Annotated in this window: 25 protein-coding genes and 1 pseudogene; 13 read left to right on the top strand and 13 right to left on the bottom strand. The window is 61.9% G+C overall.

The genetic code is table 11. The features are described 5' to 3' along the window. Positions 1 to 97: 97 nt before the first annotated feature. Positions 98 to 2,350, bottom strand: coding sequence for a bifunctional acylase PvdQ (gene pvdQ, locus NMB38_RS09930; protein WP_241015297.1), 2,253 nt, complete (start codon positions 2,348 to 2,350; stop codon positions 98 to 100). Positions 2,351 to 2,650: 300 nt separating this feature from the next. Here pvdQ and NMB38_RS09925 point away from each other — a divergent pair, with 300 nt between their 5' ends. Continuing rightward, positions 2,651 to 3,004, top strand: a complete 354-nt coding sequence (locus tag NMB38_RS09925; protein WP_028687741.1) for a non-structural maintenance of chromosomes element 1 family protein — start codon at positions 2,651 to 2,653, stop codon at positions 3,002 to 3,004. 32 nt (positions 3,005 to 3,036) lie between these two features. Here NMB38_RS09925 and NMB38_RS09920 read toward each other — a convergent pair whose 3' ends face one another. Beyond that, on the bottom strand, positions 3,037 to 3,225 hold the full coding sequence (locus tag NMB38_RS09920) for a hypothetical protein (protein WP_023533551.1): 189 nt from the start codon (positions 3,223 to 3,225) through the stop codon (positions 3,037 to 3,039). A 148-nt stretch (positions 3,226 to 3,373) separates the two neighbouring features. On the opposite strand from NMB38_RS09920, the gene NMB38_RS09915 reads away from it, so the two are divergent. From NMB38_RS09915 to NMB38_RS09900, 4 genes are all read left to right on the top strand, one after another. After that, positions 3,374 to 3,832, top strand: coding sequence for a hypothetical protein (locus tag NMB38_RS09915; protein WP_254287143.1), 459 nt, complete (start codon positions 3,374 to 3,376; stop codon positions 3,830 to 3,832). Positions 3,833 to 4,072: 240 nt separating this feature from the next. Continuing rightward, positions 4,073 to 4,453: a Mor transcription activator family protein gene (locus NMB38_RS09910; protein ID WP_027915566.1), complete on the top strand. Its 381-nt coding sequence runs from the start codon at positions 4,073 to 4,075 to the stop codon at positions 4,451 to 4,453. 58 nt (positions 4,454 to 4,511) lie between these two features. After that, positions 4,512 to 5,147 (top strand): DUF2589 domain-containing protein, encoded by a 636-nt coding sequence (locus tag NMB38_RS09905; RefSeq protein ID WP_494355023.1) that lies wholly within the window; start codon positions 4,512 to 4,514, stop codon positions 5,145 to 5,147. Between the two features lie 85 nt (positions 5,148 to 5,232). Then, positions 5,233 to 5,790 carry a DUF2589 domain-containing protein gene (locus NMB38_RS09900; RefSeq protein ID WP_028687738.1) on the top strand — a complete coding sequence of 186 codons (558 nt, stop codon included), beginning with the start codon at positions 5,233 to 5,235 and terminating at the stop codon, positions 5,788 to 5,790. A 61-nt stretch (positions 5,791 to 5,851) separates the two neighbouring features. On the opposite strand, the gene NMB38_RS09895 is transcribed toward NMB38_RS09900, so the two are convergent. The 3 genes from NMB38_RS09895 to NMB38_RS09885 are packed head-to-tail and all read right to left on the bottom strand — an operon-like array spanning position 5,852 to position 11,965. Next, on the bottom strand, positions 5,852 to 9,526 hold the full coding sequence (locus tag NMB38_RS09895; RefSeq protein WP_028687737.1) for a translocation/assembly module TamB domain-containing protein: 3,675 nt from the start codon (positions 9,524 to 9,526) through the stop codon (positions 5,852 to 5,854). Further along, on the bottom strand, positions 9,523 to 11,265 hold the full coding sequence (locus NMB38_RS09890; protein ID WP_027915562.1) for an autotransporter assembly complex protein TamA: 1,743 nt from the start codon (positions 11,263 to 11,265) through the stop codon (positions 9,523 to 9,525). The genes NMB38_RS09895 and NMB38_RS09890 overlap by 4 nt, the downstream gene beginning before the upstream one ends. A 52-nt stretch (positions 11,266 to 11,317) precedes the next feature. Further along, positions 11,318 to 11,965, bottom strand: a complete 648-nt coding sequence (locus tag NMB38_RS09885) for a GNAT family N-acetyltransferase (RefSeq protein WP_023533510.1) — start codon at positions 11,963 to 11,965, stop codon at positions 11,318 to 11,320. A 156-nt stretch (positions 11,966 to 12,121) separates the two neighbouring features. Here NMB38_RS09885 and xthA point away from each other — a divergent pair, with 156 nt between their 5' ends. After that, entirely contained in the window at positions 12,122 to 12,934 is an 813-nt protein-coding gene (gene xthA / locus NMB38_RS09880; RefSeq protein WP_023533543.1) for an exodeoxyribonuclease III, read from the top strand. 33 nt (positions 12,935 to 12,967) lie between these two features. Here xthA and NMB38_RS09875 read toward each other — a convergent pair whose 3' ends face one another. After that, positions 12,968 to 13,717, bottom strand: a complete 750-nt coding sequence (locus NMB38_RS09875; protein WP_028687736.1) for an anti-sigma factor family protein — start codon at positions 13,715 to 13,717, stop codon at positions 12,968 to 12,970. Next, positions 13,714 to 14,235, bottom strand: a complete 522-nt coding sequence (locus tag NMB38_RS09870) for a sigma-70 family RNA polymerase sigma factor (RefSeq protein WP_027915559.1) — start codon at positions 14,233 to 14,235, stop codon at positions 13,714 to 13,716. The genes NMB38_RS09875 and NMB38_RS09870 overlap by 4 nt, the downstream gene beginning before the upstream one ends. 126 nt (positions 14,236 to 14,361) lie before the next feature. Between NMB38_RS09870 and NMB38_RS09865 the strand changes: the two genes are divergently transcribed. The 3 genes from NMB38_RS09865 to NMB38_RS09855 all read left to right on the top strand — a co-directional run bounded on the left by NMB38_RS09865 (position 14,362) and on the right by NMB38_RS09855 (position 16,623). Next, the gene (locus NMB38_RS09865; protein WP_028687735.1) at positions 14,362 to 15,414 is read left to right on the top strand and encodes a catalase family peroxidase; all 1,053 of its coding nucleotides are present in this window, start codon (positions 14,362 to 14,364) and stop codon (positions 15,412 to 15,414) included. Further along, complete coding sequence (locus tag NMB38_RS09860) at positions 15,411 to 15,938, top strand: cytochrome b (protein WP_027915557.1); 528 nt, start codon at positions 15,411 to 15,413, stop codon at positions 15,936 to 15,938. Before NMB38_RS09865 ends, NMB38_RS09860 begins: the two co-directional genes overlap by 4 nt. A 139-nt stretch (positions 15,939 to 16,077) precedes the next feature. Then, positions 16,078 to 16,623 carry a cupin domain-containing protein gene (locus tag NMB38_RS09855; protein WP_027915556.1) on the top strand — a complete coding sequence of 182 codons (546 nt, stop codon included), beginning with the start codon at positions 16,078 to 16,080 and terminating at the stop codon, positions 16,621 to 16,623. A 50-nt stretch (positions 16,624 to 16,673) separates the two neighbouring features. Here NMB38_RS09855 and NMB38_RS09850 read toward each other — a convergent pair whose 3' ends face one another. Then, positions 16,674 to 17,666, bottom strand: coding sequence for a bile acid:sodium symporter family protein (locus NMB38_RS09850; protein WP_027915555.1), 993 nt, complete (start codon positions 17,664 to 17,666; stop codon positions 16,674 to 16,676). A 119-nt stretch (positions 17,667 to 17,785) separates the two neighbouring features. Between NMB38_RS09850 and ampC the strand changes: the two genes are divergently transcribed. Beyond that, entirely contained in the window at positions 17,786 to 18,928 is a 1,143-nt protein-coding gene (gene ampC, locus NMB38_RS09845) for a class C beta-lactamase (RefSeq protein ID WP_028687734.1), read from the top strand. A 297-nt stretch (positions 18,929 to 19,225) separates the two neighbouring features. After that, positions 19,226 to 19,558 (top strand): hypothetical protein, encoded by a 333-nt coding sequence (locus NMB38_RS09840; protein WP_023533476.1) that lies wholly within the window; start codon positions 19,226 to 19,228, stop codon positions 19,556 to 19,558. Between the two features lie 41 nt (positions 19,559 to 19,599). Here NMB38_RS09840 and NMB38_RS09835 read toward each other — a convergent pair whose 3' ends face one another. From NMB38_RS09835 to NMB38_RS09825, 3 genes are all read right to left on the bottom strand, one after another. After that, positions 19,600 to 19,899: a hypothetical protein gene (locus tag NMB38_RS09835; protein WP_027915553.1), complete on the bottom strand. Its 300-nt coding sequence runs from the start codon at positions 19,897 to 19,899 to the stop codon at positions 19,600 to 19,602. Positions 19,900 to 20,028: 129 nt separating this feature from the next. Further along, positions 20,029 to 20,913 (bottom strand): EamA family transporter, encoded by an 885-nt coding sequence (locus NMB38_RS09830; protein WP_027915552.1) that lies wholly within the window; start codon positions 20,911 to 20,913, stop codon positions 20,029 to 20,031. Between the two features lie 192 nt (positions 20,914 to 21,105). Next, positions 21,106 to 21,717: an FMN-dependent NADH-azoreductase gene (locus NMB38_RS09825; protein WP_028687732.1), complete on the bottom strand. Its 612-nt coding sequence runs from the start codon at positions 21,715 to 21,717 to the stop codon at positions 21,106 to 21,108. Positions 21,718 to 21,848: 131 nt separating this feature from the next. On the opposite strand from NMB38_RS09825, the gene NMB38_RS09820 reads away from it, so the two are divergent. After that, positions 21,849 to 22,751: a LysR substrate-binding domain-containing protein gene (locus tag NMB38_RS09820; protein WP_028687731.1), complete on the top strand. Its 903-nt coding sequence runs from the start codon at positions 21,849 to 21,851 to the stop codon at positions 22,749 to 22,751. Positions 22,752 to 22,826: 75 nt separating this feature from the next. Here the strand turns inward: NMB38_RS09820 and NMB38_RS09815 are convergent, their stop codons facing one another. After that, entirely contained in the window at positions 22,827 to 23,264 is a 438-nt protein-coding gene (locus NMB38_RS09815) for a DUF1294 domain-containing protein (protein ID WP_494355022.1), read from the bottom strand. Then, entirely contained in the window at positions 23,257 to 24,087 is an 831-nt protein-coding gene (locus tag NMB38_RS09810) for an undecaprenyl-diphosphate phosphatase (RefSeq protein ID WP_028687729.1), read from the bottom strand. The genes NMB38_RS09815 and NMB38_RS09810 overlap by 8 nt, the downstream gene beginning before the upstream one ends. A gap of 261 nt (positions 24,088 to 24,348) precedes the next feature. Between NMB38_RS09810 and NMB38_RS09805 the strand changes: the two are divergent. Further along, positions 24,349 to 25,146 (top strand): annotated as a pseudogene (locus tag NMB38_RS09805) (cache domain-containing protein); the annotation flags it as partial. Positions 25,147 to 25,194: the final 48 nt, after the last annotated feature.

The following is a 25,194-nucleotide window of genomic DNA, read 5'->3' as shown; positions in this document are numbered from 1 at the left end:
GCAGCATCAGGCGTCGGCCTGATGCTCATACGCAACGCGCGACGCTCACAGTCAAGGCATGCGGGAGACCAGCAAGGCTCGTCTCCCGTACCGACAATCACTGAACGCCTGGCCGCTCATCTCGCTCACGGATAATCACCGCCCGGTACGCCGGATCGGCCTTAATCTGCTTCTCTGTAAACGGCATATCATGCAGCTGACCAGCGGCGAACGCCTTGGTCTGATCACTGGCATGCGGCGAGGCCGCCTCGCTCGATTGGGAGAACGCCAGCAGACCGCGTGCCTTGGGGCCATCGTCGGTGAAGCTGACCAGCTGTAGGTAGCTGGTGCCGCTGACAACCAGACGCTTGCCCTGCCCAATCGGCACACTGTACATGGCGTTGTACACGCCAAGCGCCTGGGGGCCGCCCGGCACTGGCGTGCCATCATGGGCCTGTTGCACCTGCCCCCACCGCGCCATCGGGTCGATCCCCTCCTCGGCCACTTGACGGAGCGAGGCAAGGGCCGCCTGATGAACCACCTTGCTCACCGATGCCTGCTCCACCGCTAAACCACGCGGGGTATGCACGGGATCGTTGCGATCGAACGCTACTCGCCATACCTGCGGTTGTTGCTCAAGTGCATCGTAGATGTTTTGAAAGTGCACCAGCCCCATGTTGCTCTGCTGGTTGGCCTTGCCGTTCCAGCTGGCCAGGCTACGGCACACTGGCTCGACATCTGTGGGGGCACGCTTGCACCAGTTCAACAGATCCGGCAGCAGCAAACGCGCAAGGTAGACTTCATCATCGGTCACCATGCGCTGCAGGTCGTCCACACCAAGCAGCGCCTTGCCTTGCAAACGTTCCAATGCGAAACGCCCGCGCAGGCCCAGAGGCTGATCACTGCGGCTGACCAACGGGGAGTAGCCTGTCAGCGGCTGCGCAGGGTTGGTCATCCAGGCTGGATCATTGGAATTCTGGACGAAGTCATCGCGTTCCAGGCGCGGCATGAGTTCAGCCGGAACCGTACCGGGTTGGGCGGCGCGGCCGTCAACCTTCCAGTTACACAGGCTGCGCGAACCGTCGAGCACGACCAACGGGCCTGCCTGTTCGCCCCCGCAGGCATCGAGCAATGCCTGGTCGACATAAGGCACCACCGACTGGTTCAGGTAGGTCGTCTTGCCACCTTCATCCACAGCGACGGTGTTGACCCATGGAATGCCATGCAGCTGCTCAACGGAACGCGTCAGCGCCGCCACGCTGTCAGCGCGATTGATCTGGTACCACTGCTGCAAGACGCGGGTGTTGTCGCTGTTGGCATCGCGCAGGCTGTAAGCCGTATGTCTGTCCCAATCCAACCGCCCTGGCCACTGGACGATCGGGCCAAATGACGAGCTGTACAGAACACGATCAACTTTCTGCAATCGGCCATCGGCGGCCTTGACCATGATGCTGATGCTTTGACGGGTCAGCGGCAGCGACTTGCCGTCGAGCATGTATCGGGTTGGGTCCTTTGGATCGAGTTGCAGGCGAAACAGGGTGAAATGCCTGGACGTGTCGACGGTGTGGGTCCACGCAAGGTGGCGATTGAAGCCAATATTGACCATCGGCAAGCCTGGCAGCGCTGCGCCCATCACATCGAGCTCACCGGGGATGGTCAATTGCATCTGGTAGAACCGCATGCCTCCCACCCAAGGGAAATGCGGGTTGGCCAACAGCAAACCTCGGCCATTGAGCGAACGCTGGGCACCCACTGCAATGGCGTTGCTGCCGCGCTGGGTGGCAAAGCGTTGCTGCTGCTCCAACGCTTGCCCATAAGCGACGGCGGGTGGCTGGGCATCGTTCTGAGGCGGGTGCGCCCCGGCCAGGGCCTCGACGAACTGCCCGACCCCACCTTCTGCAAGTAACCGCCGGGTAAGCTTGACCAGGTCCTGGCTGGTGATGGCGCGCACCCACGCGCCATCTCCACATTCCGCAGGCAAGCCCTGCTGACGCCGCTCGGCCAGTGCTCGATTGAAACCACTGGCATAACCCGCCAGGAGGGCCTGGATGGCAGCGGGCTGTGCCTCCAGAAAGGCCTGCACCTGAGCCGGCGCGTTGAGCCACGTGAAGAACACATCGCTGGCCAGGTTCTCGCGCTGGTCGACGGTCTGGCCTTGGCTACCAAAATAGCGCGAGCGCTCACCACTGACCGTCAGCACCTGGTCAGCCAGCAAACAAAGGTTGTCCTGGGCATAGGCATAGCCAATGCCATAACCGAGCCCTCTTTCGTCTTTGGCCACGATATGCGGCACGCCATAGGTAGTGCGACGGATCTGGGCGCTGGCGTCTTGCGCTACGGTTTCGGCCTGTGCGGTCAAGGCCGCAACCATGAGCGCTGCGGCTAAACCGGCACAACGACTTGAGCGGATAAGTGGGGACACGGGCACTCCTCGAATACGGTTCATGCCGGTGAAACGAACGAACGTGGGTAGAGTTTAGGCGGCCTCCGCGCTCAGGCCTGGCACCAGCGCGCAGAGCCCAAGACATGACTGGAGAAGAGGCCGCTTGATCTGGAAGCCCAACGAATGATCAAGTTTTTTCTGCTTTTGCATTGCAGATTACATGCGCTCATTCGTCTTATTCAAAGAGGCACCCATCGTTCGGATTCGTCCAAGAAAAGGAGCATTCACATGTACAACCCGCCAACTCCGATGCATGCCACGACGGGGCAGGACGCGCAGATCGACGAACGAACCGGCAACGAGCAGATACGCGAGTTGCTGCGCAGCTTCGGCCTGCGTACCAGCCTGATACGGCTGAAAGTGATAGACACCCTGCACGCGGCGCAGCGAAATGGAAGAAGCATTGGGGTGCGAGGTGTGCATGCGCAACTGGAGCAATTGGACATACCGCTGTCATTTCTCAGCGTACGAGAAGTGCTCAAGCGGTTATGCGCCGAAGGCGTGATTCAGCTAGGGGCCGACAAATGCTACAGCCTTGATCCGCAGGCCCGCGCCCTGTTGGAGCGGACTATTTCGCCCTGAGCAGCTGGGCCGGCCCACTGGCCCGGCAAGCATCAGCGCCTGACTTTGCGTCGTAGTATGCCGTTGATCACGACCACGACCACGGCAATGGCGATAGCCAGCATCTGGAAGGTCTGCTCGCTGATCGTACCGGCTTTTTGCAAGTGGGAAAGACCGATCATCAGCCCGAGGACTACCAGAATGATCAGGAGAGAATATTTCAGGCGCTGCACGTGTGTCATCAGGGTTCCTTGCTACATCCGGGACAGATGGCTTTGCTCAAGCCGCGCAGATGATACAACGTTCGTCCGCCCCGGCGCTGCATTTCCTGCTGCCTGATAGCATCGCCAGCTGAAAACATACGGCTTCATCACACCTGTGGGGAGCCCCATGAACAAGCGCCTGACAACCCTCTTGCTGTGCCTGGCTGCCACGCCACTGCACGCTTTCACTACAACTGAAGTCCCTTGCGCAACACTGCTCGATCTTGGGCACACGCTGAGCCAGCAGGCAGGGAGCAGCCAGTGGCAACAGTTGTGGCAACGGGTCCGAAAGGCTGGCTACCTGAGTCCTGACAACACCTCGTTGCGCTTCGAGGTGCCCTCCGCTGTATTGCCAGCACTTGCGCAGCAGACCCTGGCCGGGGCCGATCATGTACGGCCTGTGTCCCAGACCCAGGCGATCTACCGCCGGACCTTCGATGACCGGATTATCGGATCCCGTAAAGGGCAGCCCCTTCACGCGCTCTGCGTGCAAGTGGACTGGAGGTCCGTGCCATCGGAGCTGCGAAACGTTGAAAAGGCGCGCGTGAGCAGCGCCAGTTTACTCAGTGCCTATCCCTGCGACTGAGGTGCGAGGGCCCAAAATGCCATACGTTGTGCTCACCCCCCCTGACACCAGTCGATCCTCAAGCGCTTACATGCTTTTTTCCTACACGGTGAGACTGCGCTGCCTGCATAAGCTAGTAACCGAAGCTACAACCCTCACCCCTAATGGCGCCTAGCGGGTCCCGCCGGCAATCACTGAAAATCCAGCCACACCTCGACGTTATGCCGCTGGTGATCCCTACCATTTTCGAAGGAGCGTCATATGGAAACGCCAGACTTGAGCCACATCGACGTCAGCCAATTGCCGCAATCGTTACAGGCATTGATTGAGTGCATAGGCATAGAAAACGCGTACCAGCTGACCTGCGCGTTTGGCGGTAGGCCTAAGTACATTCCAAAGCACCGCGATCGTACCAAGCTTGCTGATGTGTTACCGGCTGAGGCACTCGACGCCCTGATCAAGCGCTTTGCAGGTGTCGCGCTCGAGATTCCCAAGGCTGATCATTTCGTCCGCCAACTGCGCAATCAACAGATTCAGAAAGAAAGCGCCAGCGGATTCTCGCGCAGCTTGTTGGCCAATAAGTACGGGCTGAGCCTGCGCCAGATCGGCAACATCCGCCGTCAGGATTTGCCATTGCGATAAGCGACGCTTTATCAACTCATACCCCCCCTCAACCTGAAACCTAAGAAGAGAACCCAGTATGTCTATAGATAACAGCTTAATCGGGTCTGTCATCAACGCCCTGCCCATGGACCGCATGATCGCAGGCCCATTGCAGGCCATGGTCCAAGCCCAGGTCACCGCCAGCAAATCCTACGCAGACTTCCTCATGCAAGTCTGCGTACAGGACGGCAAGGCGGTCGCCATTCAGTTCGATTACGACGAGACCATCGTCGACGAGCAGGGCCAATCAAAGGGCGTGGTCAAGAAGACGCTGCAAGTGCCGCTGATGGCGGCGATCACCCACCCCAACATCGCCATCGAAAACAGTACTGTCGAATTCGAGCTGGTCATCAACCAGATGTCCGAAGACACGTCGGCCAGGGATGTGAACGCAGAAGCCGCCGCCTCCTTGGGTTGGGGGCCTTTCAAGCTCAACGTCAAGGGCAGCGTAAGCCACAAGTCCTCGCAAACTCGCAAGACCGACACCCGGGCGCGGTACGCATTCAACACGACCCTCAAGCGCCAGGATCCACCGGAGGCAATGATGAGGGTGATCGACTTCCTCACGGAGGCCGCCACCAAGCCCGTTCTTGCAAAGGATGCCACGCAGCAAGAGCGCCCTTCGAATCCGCCATCTGAGGCTCAGGAAGAGCGCAATCGCCCAACGGCATGACCACCGTCGACGCACTCACGGCGTGACGCGACCTGTCCCCCTGAAGGTTCTTCAGGGGACCCACTTGGCCCAATGAGTCGACCCCATGGACAAGAGCCCCGCCCCCATGACCTCCATTGACCTGCGCGAAATCACTCGCGGCCTGCAGGAAGCTGCGAGCGCCGCCAACAGCATGATCGCGCAACAGTACATTGAACTGTTCGATCGTTTTTTCGACTGCAATCACCAAGAGCTGGGCGCACCGATGACCGCGAAGATGGTCGAGGTGGCCATGGATGGGCAACACTTGATGCGCGTGCCCCTTTTTGCGCTGGTTTCGCCCAAAGGGTTGGCGCTCGAACGGATGCAGGTCGACCTGTCGGTTCGCGTGCAGAATACCGAAGCACGCCGAGCTCTCACCCCAGCCGATGGAAACCGCTCGGCGAGTTTCAAGGTCACCATTGGCGGCCATGGCCGCCAAGGGGATAACCGCGATCCCGACGAAGTGCAGATCCGCATGCAGTTCCAGGCAAGCGAACCGCCCGAGGCTTTGAACCGGCTGATCGAGGAGTACACGAACTTGATCACCCCAGTTCGCGCCCCGGCTTCAGCGACACCCCCCTCGCCCACCAACGAGTTCATCGAGGCGGCGACGATCCGTTGATTCCGACACCATCTGCTCAGCCCGACCCTCGGCCAGTCAGGCCGTCAACCTTGGGTGGCGACTAGAAGTCCCGTTTGTAGAAGACGTCCAGCGAGCTTGCCACTCCACTGGCAGCCTCGACATACACCTTCTTGCTGAGCTTGTAGCGCAGGGCGATGGTGTTCGCCGGCTCGAATACCCCTACCCCATAGCGCAGGCTGAGTTTCTCGGTCAGGTTGCCGCTGGCCACCACACTGGTAGTGTTGCCTGAGCCCTCGGTATCGAGCTGGAAGTCGTCGATGCCCAGACGCGATGCCACATTCCCCGTGATCCCTGCGCTGCCAGCCAGTCCCAGGCCCAATGCGGCCTCGGCCAGCATGTTGTTGTCTTCACCCGATGCTCCCAACGGACGGCCAAGCACCAGGTATGACAAAGCTTGCTCCTGGCTCATGGCAGGCTCGGAGAACACCGTACTGGTCGGTTGCTCGGCGTTGCCGCTCAAGCGGATGCCGGCAATCACGTCATCAACCTGGCGGATCGCTTCGATGTCCAGGTAGGGCTGGTCGATCGGACCGGCAAACAGCAGCCTGGCGCGGCGGATGGTCAGCCGCTGGCCGTAGGCGCGGTAGCGACCATCGGCCAGGCTCAACTCGCCGCGCGTATCGAGATTGTCACCGATATGTACGTGCCCCAGCAGGTTGGCAGTCAGGCCGAAACCACTGAACGACAGCTTGCCTCGTCCTACCTCTACATCGATATCCATGGCCATGGCCATGGGCGGCTTGCCCTCCTCGGTCTGGTTGCCCACGATGACCGTGTCGTCGGAAACCTTGACCGTCGAGGGGGGCAGCTCGCGCACCGTGATCTTGCCGTTGGGCACCTGCACCTTGCCTGTGACTGCCAACTTGTCGTCGATCAGTTGCAAGGTAAGGTCCGGCGCCACCTCCAGGGTGGCATAGGGTTCGACCGTGACGGGCAACTGCTGCCCTTGCACGCGGATGTTCATCCCCAGCGCCTGGCCCCAGGTCAGGCTACCATCGACCTGGCCGCGCCCGGTGCTGCCGCTGCGCCAGGTGCCGGCAAGCTGCACCTGTTCACCCGCGATCCGGGCCTGGAGGCTGAGGTCCTGGAACTGGGTCGGCAGTTCGGCGCCGGTGATCTGGCCACCGCTCAAATTCACACTACCGTTGACTTGCGGCGCCAACAATGTGCCGGACAGCTGCCCGCTACCCTTGAGCTCCCCAGCCAGGTGCTCCACCATCGGCACGAAGGGACGGGCCACCGAAAGGTCGAGACCAGCCAGGTTGAAATCACCGGACAACGGCTTGTCCTTGCCCAGTGGGTCAATGCGCGTTGTGAGATTCAGCTGCCCCAGGCGCTCCCCACGGAATGCAAGACGCGTATCGATACGCCGCGGTGCCAAGGAGCTATCCAGTCGCAGGGTCTGGTAGGGGAAATCGACCCAGCGATTACCGTCATTGACGCGCAATGTGCCGCCACTGGCGTCCACTACCACCGTACCCTTCGGGCCGCTGGCGGGCAGGTCCAGGTTGATGTCGGCATTGAGCAGACCCTGCCATGCGAAATCCTTGGGCATCCACTGCGCCAGGCTGTCCAGCGGGAAGCGCTTGAGGTGGTACCGCAGGCGTGGCTCAGGCGCCAACCGTTGATCGTCACCACACAGACTGGCCTGCCCGGATCGCCAGCAATGGGCACCGAAATCCAGCTGACCGCTGGCCAGGCGCTGCAATTTGGCAGGCGCCTGCAATTGCCAGTCTTGTCCGCCAGCCTGTACCCGCCCAGTGGCCAGGCGGCCGCGCCAGTCACCATCGTCCAGTTGCCCGTCCAGCCCCACGTCCAACTTCAGCTGCGGGCCGTTCAACGCCAGCGTCAATGCTTGTCGTCGCATGTCGCCATTGCCGACCGCTTGCAGCGTACCGAGGTCGGTATCACCCGCCTGAATGCCCGTGACCTTCAAGTCGATATTGGCCCGTTGCCTGTCGTCCAGACGGGCCGACAGGTTCAGTTGCTGCAAGCGATTCTCGGCCTGGGCCAACCCGGTACCGCGCAGAGCCAGTGTGCCTTGCGGCGCCTGCAGGGTGCCGGCCACGTCCAGCTGCCCCTTGACCTGGCCCTGCAGCTCGGGCCACAGCTGCCCAAGGCGTGGCAGGTCGATGTCCACCTTGCCGGCCAGGCGCTGTTGCAGGCTGCCACTGCCGTTTATGCGGTTGTCGCCCAGTTGTACGCGCAAGGCTGCTAGGGTCCAGCGCTGCCCGGCCCCGTCCGCCTGAACGTTGAGTACAGCGGGTTGACCACGCAGGCGGCCCTTGAGGTCAAGCTGTGCGTCGAGCGACAGGTCATCGCCCTGCACCTGGCCTTTGCTGCGCAACGGCCCGGCCAATGTTCCAGGGAGTTCCGCCACCCAATAGGCCGGGTTCAACGCCGACAGTTGCAGGTCGACGTCCCAGGCGAGTGCTTGGGCGAAGCGTACGGCCGCACGGCCAGTTGCCTTGCCTTGCCCCGCAGTGAGCGCCAGCGTTGGCAAGGTGACCTGCTCAAGGTCACCTTCGAAGGGGCTTGCCACCTTGAAAGCGCCGGCAGGCCCGTCCAGATCGCCATCGAAGCTGCCTTCATAGCGACCGTCGCGGTAGCGGACCTCTGCATTCAGGCGCTTGAGCGTCACCTCGGGTGGTGTATCCAATGGGTACAGGCGCAGCCAGGGGAAGTCCTGCCAAACCAATTGCGCGTCCGCTGCCAGGCCCTCCTGCCAGTCGACCTTGGCTTGCAGCTTCACCTGCTGGCTATCGCTTGCGTTGAGATCAAGGCCCTTGACCACGGCGCCCTTGCTGTCGACCACGCCGGACAAGGCCAGAGCGATGGGAGACTGCTCGGCTGGCAAGTTGGCAGAACCGGTCAATGCATAACCCGTCTCCAGGTTCCCATCGGCCAGCAGCACCAGGTCATCGAGCTGCAGGGTGTCGGGCAGTGCTTCCGACGGTTTGAACGCTTTGGACTGAATGCTCAAGCTGGCGGGCAGGTGTTCGGCCAACGCCTGGACCTTGCCTGCAAGAGTGGCATCCAGGTACCCACTGCTAGTGCCGGTCAGGTCAAGCGAGCGTTGCAATTGACCCATGGCCTGCAATGCCAGTTGCCATGGCTGGTCACCCATGGCAGGGAGCTGCACCTGGGCCTGTAGCTGCACAGGCCAATCGCCTTGGGGCTTCACGTCACCTTGCAGGTCCAGCTTCAAATCGTCGCGGGTCAGATGCAGGCTGTCGATGCGCATGCCCTCACCGGTCCAGTGCGCAGCCAGTTGCAGATCACCAAGCAGGTCGCTGCCATCCAGACGCAATTGCCCGATCTGCACCTCGCCCAGTTCGATGGCAAGCGGCAAGTCCACTGTGGGCAATTGCAGCGGGCCGTCGTCACTGACGTCGGTCGAAGGGGCAAACGCCATGTCGATACGTTCTGCGTGCAGCTGATCGATGCACAAAGCCCCACGCAGCAGGCACGCCGGGGACCAGTTCAGCAAGGGCGCCTGCACCAGAACCTGGGTTTGCCCATCGACGTAGGAAAGACGAGTCGCTTGCCAAGTGCCCGCCAGCCGTCCTGCGAAGCCCTCTACGCTCAGCCCGGGAACCTTGCCCAGCGCCCACCGGCTACCGCCCTCTGTCCCGATCAGCAACGCGATGGTCAGGGTCAGGATGCTCACGAGCCCCAACAGGCCCAGCAGCATGTATTTGATTACAGGTTTCAAAGCTCAGGCCCCATGGAAAAGTGCAGGCGGATGCCGCCGTCGTCGTCCAGGGCCTTGGCCAGGTCCAGGCGTAGCGGCCCTACCGGTGACACCCAGCGCACGCCGAAGCCGACGCCCGTCTTCAGGTTGGGCAATTCGAAGTCATTAAACGCATTGCCCTGGTCGACGAAGGTTGCCAGGCGCCATTTGTCCGTCAGGGAATACTGGTACTCGACGCTGCCCGCCACCAGGTAGCGACCACCGATGCGATCCCCATCGCTGTTTTTTGGCGACAGCGTCTGGTAGTCATAGCCGCGCACGCTCTGGTCGCCACCGGCGAAAAACCGCAGCGAAGGCGGAACGCTGTTCTGGAAACCGTTGGTGGCACTACCGCCAAACTGCACGCGGCCCAGCAGACGGTGATTCTGGCCTACCGTCGTAAGCCCTTTGAGCAACACGTTGCCGCGCAGCAGGTTCGTATCGGAGCCGACACCTTCCTTGGCCACTTGCGCTTCGAACTGCACGCGATAGCCATTGTGGGGGTCTATGCGGTTGTCGCTGCGCAGAAACGAATAGCTGATACCGGGCATCAGCAGGTTGCTCAGGCCCGCATCGTCCCCCAGCCGGTACTCTTCGCGTTGGTACTTGAGCGATATGACTCGCTGCCAGCCATTGGGCAGCTTGCTGTGCCATTCAGGGCCTACCGTCAACAGCTTGCTGAGGGTGTCGGTACCCGCCAGTTCCTCGTTCTGGTACCCCCCGGCAAAACGCAGTTTGTCCGTCAATGGTGGGTCCAACGGGATGTCGTACCACAACCCCACGTTTTGCCGCGGCGCCGACAGCTCCGCTTCCCAGCCATAGCTGTGCCCCTGAGGGTTGACCCAATGGCGAGTCCAGTTGGCCTTGCCGCGCGGACCGACGTCGGTGGAGTAGCCAAGGCCCAGGCCTAATGTACGGGGTTTGCGGGTTTCCAGGCGCACATCGACCGGAATGTTCTGGGCGACAGCGGCCGTGGGCGCGGCATCTACGCGCACGCCCTCGAAGTAGCCGCTCGATTGCAAATCGTTGTTGAGTTCGGCAATCAGCTCCGAATCATAGGGTGTACCGGGCTTGAACGAGACCATGCGCTGCAGCAGATCGTCGTCCAACGGCGTATCGCCACTGAAGGTGACCGCGCCCAAGCGGTACCGCGGCCCACTTTGGTAGACCAGATCGATATCGGCCACGCCAGCACGTGGATCGACGGCCAGGCGCTGCTGGCTGAAGCGGCCTGCGAAGAAGCCATAACGTGAGGCCTGGTTCTGAATGACACGCTTGGCATCTTCATAGACGCCGTGGTTCAGTGGCTGGCCAGCGCGAAGGGCGCCGCCGGAAGGCACCCTGAAGGCGGTCATGTCACTGGCCGGCCCCTCGACGCGCACGGTTACGTTGCGCAGGCGAATCGGCTCGCCAGGCACGATGTTCACCACCAATCGCGGTGAACCGTCATCACCGCTAGGCGGCTTGACGTCGGTGCTTATCTGGGCCTGGTAGTAGCCCAGCGCCTGGGCCGCTTTGCGCGCCTGCTCCTCGGCCCCGCGACTGAAACGCAGCAGCGCTTGCTCGTCGCGGTCACCCAAGCTACCGATATAGCCCTCGACATTGGCCTTGAGCGCCTTGTTGGCCGGTTTGACCGTCACCACCAATTCGCTCTGGCCCCATGCAGCAAAGCTAACGGCCCAGATCACCAGGCCCCAGCGAACTCTTCCTGAATATGTCATCCCGCGCATGCTACCAGACCAACAGTGTAAAAGAAGCCAACCCAAACGCCATTCACGCCAATGGCTCACCGGCCTGAGCGTTGTCATACATCAAGACGCGTTGGCGTACTGTCCCAATGGCGACCTCACCGGTCTCGACAAAGCCTTGGGTGTGATAAAACGCCACGTGTTCATCATTGCCCGTGTCGACGACGATGCCTTGGGCATCTCCATCATTTCTGCACCAGTGTTGTACCGCATGTAACAACTGGGTCGGATACACCTGGCCTTGTAGCACTGGCAACACACCCAGCAGCGGTAACACGTGCACCTGATCGGTAGGCCGGCACGTCGAGACGGCCGCCTGGTAAGCCATGAAGCGCCGGGTGGCACGCACCCCTGCGCCAACCATCATGCGCAAACGCCAGGCCCAACTGTCTGCCACACCCAGTCGCCGCAGGGGCGGGACGATCAGCGCGACGCCGATCAGACGATCGTCGAGTAGCAGGCCGACGGCGGGCAGCTGCAGGTAAAAATGCTGGCGGACCCACTCGCGCAGCAGTGTGCGCAGGCGCCGCTCATAACCGGGGCGATGCGCTTCGAGCAGATAAGCGAAGGTTGGGTCGTCCCGGTAGACGGTGTACAGCAGTGCCCGGGTTTCGCGGCGGTAACCGGAATCGAGCAGGCAAACGCGGGCCTCGGCGGCAGGGGCTTGAGACATGGAGGGGAACCTTCTGGGCTGGCTGATAGGCCTTGGAGGCACAATGCCGCCCATCGTTCACCTTGGCGCTGCACCAGTAGCGCCTACGCGCCACCATGCTGGTGATCAACGCCGATGTCGGCTAGCATCGCGCCTTTTTACCGGGATCGTCTCTGCATGAAGATCGTCTGTTTCAACATCAACGGCCTGCGGGCGCGCCCACACCAGTTGGCCGCCCTGGTCGAAAAGCACCAGCCGGACATCATCGGCCTGCAGGAAACCAAGGTCAGCGACGATCAGTTTCCGCTAGCCGAGGTCCAGGCCCTGGGCTATCACGTGCATTACCACGGGCAAAAGGGCCACTACGGTGTCGCCCTGCTGTCGCGCCAGGCACCCTTGAGCCTTCACAAGGGGTTCGCAACGGACGAAGAAGACGCTCAGCGCCGTTTCATCTGGGGCACCTTCGCCGACCACCAAGGCAACCCCATCACCGTCATGAACGGCTATTTCCCGCAGGGCGAAAGCCGTGACCACCCCACCAAGTTTCCGGCCAAGCAGCGTTTCTACGCCGACCTGCAAGCACTGCTCGAAGGCCAGTTTCGCAATGACCAACCCGTGCTGGTGATGGGCGACATGAACATATCGCCAGAAGACTGCGACATCGGTATCGGCCCAGACAATGCCAAGCGCTGGCTCAGGACCGGCAAATGCAGCTTCCTGCCAGAGGAGCGTGAGTGGATGGAGCGCTTGAAAGGCTGGGGCCTGGTAGACAGCTTCCGGCATCTGCACCCGGGTGTCGACGACCGCTTCAGCTGGTTCGACTACCGCAGCCGTGGCTTCGAAGACGCGCCCAAGCGCGGCCTGCGCATCGACCTGATCATGGCCTCGGCAAGCCTGGTCCCGAGGATCAAGGCTGCGGGAGTGGATTACGAACTGCGCGCGATGGAGAAACCGTCGGACCATGCGCCCATCTGGCTAGAGCTCAGCTAAGCCAGCCTGGGCGCGCACGGGGTCTCGTCCGGCTCACAACGTCGTGCGCAAGGCCTCCCCGATGCCGACACCCCGGCCATCATCGGCGGCACTGACCAGGGCGAAATTATACGCACCGTGGGACCAGTACCGGGCCTGAAGCTGACCATCGATTCGCTGCCCTTGCGGCATGCGCCGGAAGTGCTTGCCGGGTGAGCGCAGGAACAGGCTGATCCTGCGCCCCACCCCATCTTCGAACACCACCAGCGCCGCCGGCCCTTGCTCGTTACTGAGCAGTCGGGCGCCCACGGGGGTGAACCCGTAGCCTGCTAGGTCAGGCAGTTGCCCCACCTGATCAAAGTGCGCTTGCAGCCAAGTGCGCAATTGATCGGGATCACGCGCCTGGATGTCCAGCGCCTGGCTGTCGGCGAACAAGCGGTGAGCCTGCACGGCATCAGCCATGGGTTTTACGTCAGCAAGGCTGGCATCGCGCGCCTGCCACCCACCGAGCCCGCCTACGCCCAAGGCCACTACGATCGCGGCAGCACTTGCCCAGCGACGCTGCAGGCGGTGTCGCGCCTGTCGCCGCAGCGGATCCCGATCAACCAGCGTGCTCGCCCGCGGCTGCGCAAGGCCCGCCAGGCCCGTACGCAACTGGCGCGCATCGGCGAGCCAGCCTTCAACGCGTTGCGCAGCCTGGGGATGGCTGGCCAGCCAGGCCTGGACTTCGGCGCGGCGCACCGGGTCCAGGCGGTCATCGACGTAGGCATGAAGCTCTTCTTCACTAGGAATAAGACGTGTCATTTCAATCTCCGCAAAGCCGGTGGTCGAGGGCTGTCCTCGGTCAATGCGCGCAGGGCATCGCGCGCGCGCGACAGGCGTGACATGACAGTACCGATGGGAATGCCCAACGTCTGGGCAGCCTCCTTGTAACTCAGGCCTTCAACGCTCACCAGCAACAGCAAGGCACGTTGCTCGGTCTTGAGTCGGCCGAATGCCTGCAAATCCGCCTGGGCCAGCACGATGTCCTCAAGATTGTCGCCAGCCACTTCTTCGGCCGCGCTGCTGCTGGCGAACCAGGAGAGCCAGCGGGCGTGCAGGCGTTCTCGCCGTTTGCCATCCAGAAACAGGCGATAAAGGATGGTGAACAGCCAGGCGCGCAGGGCATCGGGGTCCTGATGCTGCTGACGCCGGCTCAAGGCACGCTCGACCGTGGCCTGCACAAGGTCATCGGCACTCCCCGCCTCGCGAGTCAGCCAGATGGCAAAGCGGCGCAGTCGGGCCAGCAGCGCTCGCCATTGTTGGTCGTCCAAGTCCTGCATGGAAAGTATCCGGGCAATGATGGGGCAGTGTAGGGAACAGACGCGCTGGAGAAAAAGTTATTCCCACCCGAGGAATAACTTTTTCAGTGCAGCGTCGTACTGGCACCTTTCGTGAAATCAACGGGACTGACCATGAACCAACCTTTGCAGGGCCAGGCCAAGGCCTGGCGTCTTGCGGCAATCGGCGCGTTAATGCTGGCTGCCGGTGCGGGCTTTGCCTACAGCGCCGGCTGGCTTGGCCCCTCCGCGCTCACACCACAGCGCATCATCGATACGTTCGAGGCCCAGGCTGGGCATTACCCGGGTTATCGCAAGAACCACTCCAAAGGCCTGTGCGTGAGCGGCTATTTCCAGGCCAGCGGGCAAGCGGCAAGCTTGTCGACGGCACGGGCGTTCACCCAGGCGCGCGTGCCGGTGATAGGCCGCCTGGCCATTGGCGGTGCCAACCCGTTCGCGCCTGACACCGGCATCCCCGTGCGCAGCCTGGCAATCGAGCTCTCCACCGATGACGGGCAAGTCTGGAGGACAGGCATGAACAATCCGCCCGTACTGGCAGTGAGTACGGCCGAGGCGTTCTACGAGCAGGTGCTTGCCAACACCCCGGACCCGGCGACGCGCAAGCCGGACCCTGCCAAGGTACAGGCCTTCTTTGCAACCCACCCCGAAAGCGCCGCGTTTCGGCAATGGGCCGCCAGCTACAAGCCCAGCGACAGTTTCGCCAACACCCAGTACCACAGCATCAATGCATTCAAGTTGATCGATGCCGACGGCAATGCCCACCCGGTGCGCTGGCAGCTTGAACCGCTCACGCCCTACACCGCGTTGCCGGCGCAGGTAGACGACCCCCTGTTTCTGCAACATGACCTGCAGCGACGGCTGGCGCAGGGGCCCTTGCGCTGGACCCTGCGTTTGGTACTTGCCGAGCCGGATGACGACATCGACGACCCCGCCAAACCCTGGCCTGCGAACCGGCGCAGCGTCAACGCAGGCACGTTGGTGCTTGAACAGGTCGACGCACCGGAACAGGGTGCCTGCCGCGACCTCAACTTCGATCCCTTGATCCTGCCCCGCGGCATCGAACCTACCGCCGACCCTATACTCGCGGCCCGTTCAGCGGCCTATTCCGAATCGTTCAACCGTCGTAGCCGCGAGTCCTTGAGCACTGGAGCCCGACCATGAAACCCACCGTCTTTCATCCCGTCGCCCGCGTGCTGCACTGGTCGATGGCGATTCTGATCCTGGCCATGCTCTTCATCGGGGTAAGCATGGTCACGGACCTGTCGGTCCGTCATCCAGTGCTGGTCAGTTTGCACAAGGGCACAGGGCTGGCGCTGCTGGTACTGGTGATAGCGCGCATCATCGTGCGCCTGAGTATTCCCCATCCGCCCCTGCCCCAGGACCTGCCAGCTGTCCAGCGCCTGGCTGCGGGCGCTTCGCATCTGCTTCTGTACGGCCTCATGCTTGCCATGCCCTTGCTGGGGTGGGCCATGCTCTCGGCCGGCGGGTACCCTCGCCCGCTCGACCTGCCGGCGATCGCGCCTCATGACGTGCAGCTGTATGCCGTGCTGCGCCAGGCGCATGGCTGGGCGGGTTACCTGTTGTTTGCCACGGTACTGGTACACGTGGGCGCTGCGCTGATGCACGCCTGGGTTCGCCGTGACGGGGTGCTGCGCAGCATGTGGCCAGGCCCGAGAGCGGAATAAGGGCGCCGTATCTCGCCTGGCGATGACCCATCCGGCATCGCCAACGGCCTGCACTGGCAAACCGCAGCGCGCAAGGCTTGAGAGTATGTTTTAATGCGCCTCGCTCATTATTCTTGACACCTCTTATCACAAGGCGGCTATGGACACGGGGACGCGACTCAAACTAGTGCGTGAACGCAACAACCTCTCGCAGCGAGAGCTGGCGCGCCGCAGCGGGCTCACCAACTCGACCATTTCGCAGATCGAGCAGAATCGCGTCAGTCCTTCAGTCAGCTCCTTGAAAAAGCTGCTGGAGGGCATTCCGATGAGCCTGGCAGAGTTTTTCAGCTTCGATGAACCCGTGCGTGAGGAGCGATTTGTGTTCCGGGCAGGCGAGCAGCCCGACTTGGGTCGCAACGGGTTGCGCATGCTGCTGGTGGGTGCCAGCGTCGAGGGCCGGCAAATGCGTATGCTGCGCGAGCTTTATGCCCCAGGAGCCGACTCGGGCGAGCCCATCGTGCACGCCGAGGGTGAAGAGTGCGGGCTCGTCACCCGAGGCACCGTCGAGCTGTGGGTCGATGGCCAAGTCAGCGTGCTCAATGCCGGTGACGGCTACTACATCCCAACCACGCTGCCCCACAGTTTCAAGAATATTGGCCAGGACGAAGCGGAGATCATCAGCGCCAATACCCCCGCGAACTTCTGATTCAGGCGCCGTGATGGTTGCAGCCCAGGTCGGCTGCAACCATCACCGGTTCATCGGACCGTTGGCACCTCGATATCATCCTGCTCGCGGCTCGCGTAATGTTGCGCCAGCACGGCGCAGACCATCAGCTGGATCTGGTGGAACAGCATCAGTGGCAGGATCATTGCGCCAATGCCGCTCCCGACGAACAACACCTGCGCCATCGGCACCCCGGTTGCCAGGCTCTTCTTCGAGCCTGCGAACAGGATGGTGATTCGGTCTTCCAGGTTGAAGCCAAACACTTTGCCCAGCAAGCTCGTCCCCACCAACACCACGGTCAGCAGGATGCCGCAGACGGCGAACAGGCCTGCCAGGTGCTGCGGCGAAACGGTGTGCCATAAGCCTGTGACCACCGCTTCGCTGAAGGCGGTGTAGACCACCAGCAGAATCGAGCCCTGGTCGACGATCTTCAGCCAGCGCGCATTGCGCTTGACCCAGGCACCAATCCAGCGGCGGGCGAGCTGCCCGGCCACGAACGGCACCAGCAACTGCAAGGTGATCTTGAGCACTGCGTCCAGACCTGAGCCGGTGTCCCCGCTGGCGCCCAGCAACAACATCACCAGCACTGGGGTCAGGAATATGCCCAGCAGGCTGGAGGCGGCTGCGCTGCAGATGGCCGCCGGCACGTTACCCCGTGCCAGCGAGGTGAACGCAATGGCCGACTGGACGGTGGCAGGCAACGCGCAGAGGTACAGCACCCCCAAGTAAAGCTCATCTCCCACCAGTGGCAGGAACAGCGGCTTGAACGCCATGCCCAGCAGTGGAAACAGAACAAACGTGCAGGAAAACACCAGCAGATGGAGGCGCCAATGCCCCGCCCCAGCGATGATTGCCTCCCGCGAGAGCTTGGCCCCGTGCAGGAAGAACAACAAACCGATCGCCAGGTTGGTGAGCCAGCCGAAATACACAGCCCCCTGACCTGAGCAAGGCAGCACGGTGGCAATCGCCACCACGGCCAGCAACGCCAGGGTGAAGTTGTCGAACAGCATGCGCAGATACTTCATCACAGTTCCGTTCCGTCTTGTCTTTGGGCAAGCACGGAGGATAAGGTTTTGCGCCCCCAGGCGCTAACGCCGGAACCCCTGCCGGTATCGCGCAACGGACACTCAGCCAAGGAACTTCAATGATCTGCCCCCGCTCCGTCTATATTGCGGTCGCCCTCATGCTCGGCGCACCCTGGTCATCCGCCTACGCCAATGATCCGCTGCGAAGTAAAGTCGACACCGTCATCGGCCCCCTGATGCAGGCCGAGGGCATCAGCGGCATGGCCGTCGCGCTGTATGCCCATGGCCACGCTCATTACTTCAGCTACGGCGTCGCCAGCCGCGACGGCGGCGTGCCCGTTAGCCGCGACACCCTGTTCGAAATCGGCTCGCTGAGCAAGACATTCACCGCCACGTTGGTAGCCGTGGCCAATGCCGAAGGCCAGCTCGCCCTCGACGCCCCTGCCAAACGCTATCACCCGGCCCTGGGGGGTACTCCCATGGGGGACGCCACCGTGCAGGACCTGGGCACCTACAGCGCTGACTGCTTGCCCTTGCAGTTCCCCGACACCGTGAACTCCACCCAGCAAATCGTGACGTTCTTGCGGCAATGGCAGCCCAAAGGCACGCCAGGTGCCCAACGGTGTTACTCCAACCCTAGCCTGGGCCTGTTCGGCGACCTGGCCGCCCGTGCCCAGCATCAACCGTTTGCCACCTTGCTTGAGCAAAACGTGCTCAAGCCCATGGGCCTGCACAGTACCTACCTGGATGTGCCCAGCGATGCACGTAGCCTGTATGCCCAAGGCTACGATGCCAGCGACAAGCCTGTGCGCGTGAACCCTGGCCCTTACGCGCAACAAGCCTACGGCATCAAGACCAGTGCCAGCGACCTGCTGCGCTACGTGCGCTTGAACATGCAGCCCGACGATCTGCCCGCGCCCTTGGCCCGCGCCGTCCTCATCACCCGCAATGGCTACGCCCAGATCGGTGAGATGACACAAGGCCTGGGCTGGGAGCGTTATGCGTACCCCGTCACATTGCGCACCCTCCTCACCGGCAATGGTCCGCAGATGATACGAGGCCCCCAGCCGGCACAACGGCTGCAGCCGCCAGCCGCTCCGTTGGCGGCAGCGTGGTACAACAAGACCGGCTCCACCAACGGTTTCGGTTCATATGCAGCGTTCGTCCCATCAGAAGGGTTGGCCATCGTGCTTCTGGCCAACCGCAACTACCCCAACGAAGCCCGGGTCCGCGCGGCATTCGAGATTCTTTCAGGGCTCTGAAACCAAGGATTGTCGGACAACTCTACGAAAATGTAGTGAGCAAAAATAATCACTACAAAACGGTTGACGCCGTTCATCGCGCTTGTGCATGATGAGGCCGTCTCCCTGATCGGGAGCCGTGGCAAGGGTGTTCCAGGCCGCCTGCGCGGTAACGCAGGCGGCCCGTGGAGAGGGAACTGTCCAAAAGGCAGCGTGAGAAAGCCCCTGTTGCAAAGCTGCAGTAGCAGCCTTGGAAACGCGCTACATCGCGATAGCGCCAACTGTGAATATCACCTGAAACTGGGTAATGGGGGCTTTATGATGAACTTGAACGACAATCCGACCATTGATCAATTGGCCAAGCTGTTCGCCACGCGCAAGGACAGCCTTGATGACCATCTGCTGTGGGTGAGCCAAAGCGGCGAAGTGCGCCTGGACCGCTTGCCACCCAACACGATCGAAGATGAATTCCAGGAGCACCTGCCAAGCATGCGTGCGCGCTTCAAGGCCTACCGCCGAGGCCAGGGCTATGTAGGCAAGAAGGCGGCTGCCGATACCGAGTTCGTCGGCCGTGTCTTGCAAACCCTGCAACAGCAATGGCCAGAGGCGCGTACGCAACATGCCGTGAAGGTGATCGAAGCGCAGTACTGACCCTCACGCGGTCTCAAGCCCGGCCACCGCGCCGGGCTTTTTCATGCGCGCCTTTTTGCCTTATGGGGTAACGGCGTGGCGCCCGTGGCCAATGCCCGAGCGCGCTCCACACCCCACACCAGCGCGCGGGTCATGGTTTCGCCGCAGCGGGCGGGATAATACTCCTCCACCAGAGCCTGCCCGTCGCGAGCGTAAAGGCCAAGAAACAGTTGAGTTGCGCCTTGCCTGGACAGGCGCACCTGCACATCGAGGGTCGTGCCGTCGCTGAGCGCCTCGTCGTGGCAGCGGCTGTGCAGTTGTGCATCGGCCCACTGCCAATAGATTTCGTCCCTGACTCGCATCGTTTGCGGTCCTCCCTACCAAAACGTAGCCAGGGAAGCATATCCGTGCCTGCTGGGCGACTGTAACCGACCAACAACATGAGCCTGGTCAATCAAAAGTCGAAAAAAACGGGTAGCGCCCGCAGTTACTCAGGCCCTCGCGGCCCTGAGCCGCTGGCCGAGTCGGGCACCAAACACGTTCACCAGCAAACCACACATGACCAGCAAGGCACCCCAACCCTGGGTTTCGGTCAGGCGCTCACCCAGCAGCAGTGCCGACGAACTCAGGCCTACCACAGGCACCAATAGCGAAAAAGGCGCGACCTTGCCAGCCGGATGGCGCGACAACAGCGTGCTCCAGAGGCTGTAGCCCAGGATGGTGGCGACGAATGCCAGGTATGCCAGCGCGGCAATCGAGTGCCAGCCGATGTGCGTGAGCGCCTGGCTGATGCGTTCAGGCCCCTCCAGCCAGCCAGAGAGCAGCAGAAAGGGCAGCGGAGGGATCAAACCGCCCCAGATGACCAATGCCACCAGGTCAATCGATCCGAAGCGGCGGGTAATGATGTTGCCCAAGCCCCACATCGCCCCGCCACACAAGGTCAATATCAGCGCGAGCGTGGGAACATGGCTGCCGTCTTCACTGCCGATCAGCGCCAGTCCACCAGCGGCCACCAGCAGCCCGAGCACACTGGCCACGCGCAAGCGCTCGCCCAGAAACAGCGCGGCGAAGCCCAGGGTGAAGAAGGCCTGGGACTGCAGGACCAATGAAGCCAGCCCCGGTGGCATGCCGCTGGCCATGGCCTGGAACAGAAATGCGAACTGCCCCAGGGAGATGGTCGCACCGTACGCGATCAGCCAACGCCAGGGCAGGTTTGGCCGCTTGATGAAGAACACCGCGGGGAATGCCACAAGGAGAAAACGCAGCGCCCCCAGCAACATGGGCGGCAACCCATCGAGCCCGACCTTGATCACGACGAAGTTGACGCCCCAGGCGATGATTACCACCAGAGCGATGAGCAGGTCCTTGAGCGGCATTGCGGCTTCCTTCTTCAGCGCTTATACATATTTCGTTACAGCATAAGGCTATTCCTCGATGACCCACCATTACAGTTGAGCCCTAGCGTTGCGCAACAGTAGGCTGTGTCGCCGTTAGCGGAATGCGGTGGCCGCGCATGAAAAAGGGCCGCCTAGGCGACCCTCAACTTGCGCTAAGGCGAACCCCCGCCGTCACGCAACGGCGAACAGATCGTTCTCGATGTGCGCCTGTGCAGCGGTAATCGCTTGGATACGCTGCTCCGGACCGTAAGCCAGGCCGTGAGCCCGAACCACCTGCAGGTCGGTAATGCCGATGAAGCCCAGGAACACCTTGAGGAAGTCTTCATGGCCTACCCCGGTAGGTTGATCGGCGTGCACACCACCTGCCGTGGAAACCAGCACCACTTTCTTGTCACCGCACAAGCCTTCCGGGCCAGCTTCGGTGTAACGGAAGGTCTTGCCGGCGACGGCGATGCGGTCGATCCACGCCTTGAGTTGGGTCGGCACGCTGAAGTTGTACATCGGTGCGCCAATGACCACCGCATCGGCGGCCAGGAACTCTTCGAGGGTCTCGGCACTGAGCTTGGCCTCGAAGGCCTGGGCTGCATCGCGCAGCTCTTCACCCGTGCCGGCAGCCATCAGGGTAGCGGCCGAGAAATGAGCGATGGCATCGGCTGCCAGGTCGCGATAGACCACTTCGACGTTTGGCTCAGCGGCCTGCCAAGCGGCTACGACCTCACGGCTCAGTTGGCGCGAGGCCGAGTTGTCACCCAGGATGCTCGAATCGATGTGCAGCAGTTTCATGAGGTGCTCCTGCGAAAAGGGGTTGAAGCGGGAGATGTTTGATGGGAACGATATTACCTAAGCGAGTAATGGATGATAAGTGCCCCCAATCGCGTTAGTTTGTCCTATCCCTGGAACAATGAGCATTGCCCATGCAGGATTTGAACGATCTGTTCTACTTTGCCCGCGTCGTCGAAGCAGGCGGCTTCGCCGCCGCCGGACGCCAACTGGGCATTCCGAAATCAAGGTTGTCCCGTCGAATCGCCGAACTGGAAGAACGCTTAGGGATGCGCCTGCTACAGCGCACTACACGCCAGGTGAAACTGACCGCCGTGGGCGAGCGCTACCTGCATCACTGCCAGGCCATGCTTCTCGAAGCCGAGGCTGCCGAGGAAGCGGTAGCCAGCATGAGCAGTGAACCGCGCGGCAGGCTACGCGTATCCTGCCCGGTGGCCTTGGGTCATGCGTTCTTGCCGGACGTGGTGACCCAGTTTTTGCGGCAATATCCGCTCGTACAACTGGACCTGGTCTTGCTCAACCGTCGGGTGGACCTGATCTCCGAAGGTATAGATGTAGCGCTGCGTGTGCGTGACCTGGGCGATGAGGACCCTACGCTGGTGACCCGGCGACTTTGTCAGGCACAGATGCAACTGGTTGCCGCGCCTGGTTTTGCCCCACAGGTACGCGAGCCTGAGCAGCTAGCCGACCTGCCGGTGCTCGGCGCACCCGAATCCGACCGCCTGGTACACCTGAGGCTGCAAGGGCCTGGGGGCCAGCTGCGCGCCTTGGCGCTCGAACCCAGGCTGTCAGTGGACGATTTCGTAGTACGTAATGCAGCTGTACGCGCGGGCCTGGGCTTCACCGCCCTGCCCAGCCTGTTTTGTGAAGAGCAGCTGCAGCGTGGAGAACTTGTCAGGCTGCTCCCGGACTGGTCCTTGCCAGGCGGCTACCTGCAGGCTGTATACCCTCACAGACGCGGTGTCACGCCTGCGGTGCGCGTATGGATCGACCATTTGGCCGCCTCATTCGAAACGTGCGGGGAACGCTATGTCTGACAGGTCACTGAGCAAATACAGGAGTGGCCGGGAAATGTATTAAGCGCGCTCGCTCCCGTGTGTGATAAAGCGGTTTCACGCCAATGCCGCAGCTCGCCCCTGGAAGAACAGCCAATACGCCCAGGCGGCCTGGTGCACGACCACGATGGCCCAGAAGGTAACCTGGTAAGGCACCTTGCGTGTCTTGTGCCTGAACAACTGCTGCGCCAGCAGAGCGCCAGGCCAGCCACCGAACAGTTCTGTACCGTGCAACAGCTTCTCCGGGATGCGCCGCGCCTGGGTGCGGGCCTGGGTGCGGGCCTGGGTGCGGGCCTGGGCCTTGTCGTGCCAGTAGAGCAACACGCTGACCAGGCTCATCCCCGGGTACACCACCAGCGGCCACCACGCCTGCGCGTCGTAGGCCAGGCACGCTACACCCAGCACCGGCAGCACACACAGCAGCCCCAGCAGCACCCCCTTGAACCGGGCGTGGCGTATCTGCGCGGGGCGCTGGCGATCTGGCTGCTCAACCATGGGCAACGGTCCAGTCGACCCAGCCGAACAGCCAGCTGGCCAGAATCAGCATGCCGAAGACGATCCGATACCAGGCAAAGGCTGCATAACTGTGGTTGGCGATGAACTTCAACAGGCCGCGTACGGCGATCATCGCGAAGATGAACGAGGTCACGAAGCCCAGCGTAAAGATCGGTAGATCATCCGGCTGGAACAGATGACGGTACTTGTAGCCCGAGTACACGGCAGCCCCCACCATCGTCGGCATCGCCAGAAAGAAGGAAAACTCCGTCGCAGCAGTACGCGACAGGCCAAACAGCAGGCCACCGATGATGGTCGAGCCGGAGCGCGAAGTACCAGGAATCATGGCCAGGCACTGCACAAAACCGATTTTCAGCGCATGGCTCCAGCGCATCTCATCGACATGCGTCACCTCAACCGTATGTTGCCGTCGCTCGGCCCAGAGCATGACCACCCCACCCAGCACCAGCGCAGCCGCCACGGTGACCGCGTTGAACAGGTACTCATGAATCAGGTCGGCGAACAATACACCCAATACCAGCGCTGGCAGAAAGGCCAATAGCAGATTACCGGTGAAGCGCTGGGCCCTGGGCTGGGTGGGCAACCCGCGGACCACGTCGACTATCTTGCCGCGAAACTCCCACATCACCGCCAGGATGGCGGCCAGCTGAATGATGATGTTGAAGGCCATCGCCCGCTCACCTGTGAACCCGATGAGGTCGGCGACGATGATCTGGTGGCCGGTACTGGAAATCGGCAGGAACTCCGTCAGCCCTTCCACCACGCCCAGTATGATTGCCTGAAAGGCCGTCCAAAAATCCATCATCCCCCCGATGGAGCCTGCTCGTGGCAAGCTCCTTGTTCTTGATTTGCCTGAATATTGCCGCACGCGGCCCGGCTGTTTTACAGCGTCTGTTGGTCGCAAAGCCAGTGGAAAAGTTCACGGTTACTAAAGGTTTCATGTTGCGCCGCCGAAATGCTGGCAGAACCCCTTTGCACTGTCATGACGTTGCAGGCAACAGACTCCACGGCACATGGCACTTAGCCATTGGTCGAGTGGGTCCATGGCCACAGGCGTGCTTGGATGCAGGTGAAAACAAGAACAAATGGAGCATGCGCAATGAAGACGCTTAGATCGATGTCGATCAGCAGCCGCTTGTGGCTGATCCTGGTAGTGGCGATAGCCATGCTGTTGGCGCTTGGTCTGCTGATGCTGCGCCAGATCCACGGCGACTTGTACCAGGCCAAGGCTGAGAAAACCCGGCATGTGGTGGAAACGGCCACAGGTGTATTGGTGCATTTCCAACAGCTGGAGGCCGCCGGCACGTTGAGCCGCGACGCGGCCCAGCAACAAGCCCTGCAGGTGGTGAGGGCGCTGCGCTATGACCATGACGACTACTTCTGGATCAACGACCTGACCCCGCGCATGATCATGCATCCGGCCAATCCCAAGCTCGATGGCCAGGACCTGTCGGGCATCCGGGATCCGGATGGTTTTGCGGTATTCAACGAAATGGCTGCGCTGGCGCGCCAGCAGGGGGCGGGGCCTGTGAATTACCGCTGGCCCAAGCCCGGGGCTAGCGAACCTGTTGCCAAGACGTCCTTCATCCAGCTGTTCAAGCCCTGGGGCTGGATCATCGGCTCTGGCGTCTACGTGGACGACGTACAGGCCGAGTTCGCTCGACAGCTGCGTGACGCTTCGCTGCTGGGCGTGGTGATCGCGCTGCTGATGGGCCTGATGGTCTGGGTCATCGCACGCAGCATTGCCCGCCCGCTGCAGGAAGCCGTGCAGGCCATGGGCAATATCGCCAGCGGCGAAAGCGACCTGACCCGGCGGCTGGATACCCACGGGCGTGATGAACTCAGCCAGCTGGGCGAGCACTTCAACCGCTTCAACGGCAAGCTGCAAGGGGTGATCGGACAACTGCAA

This window comes from Pseudomonas sp. FBCC-B35 (genome assembly GCF_059133755.1).
This window is presented reverse-complemented; position numbering and strand designations above follow the sequence as displayed.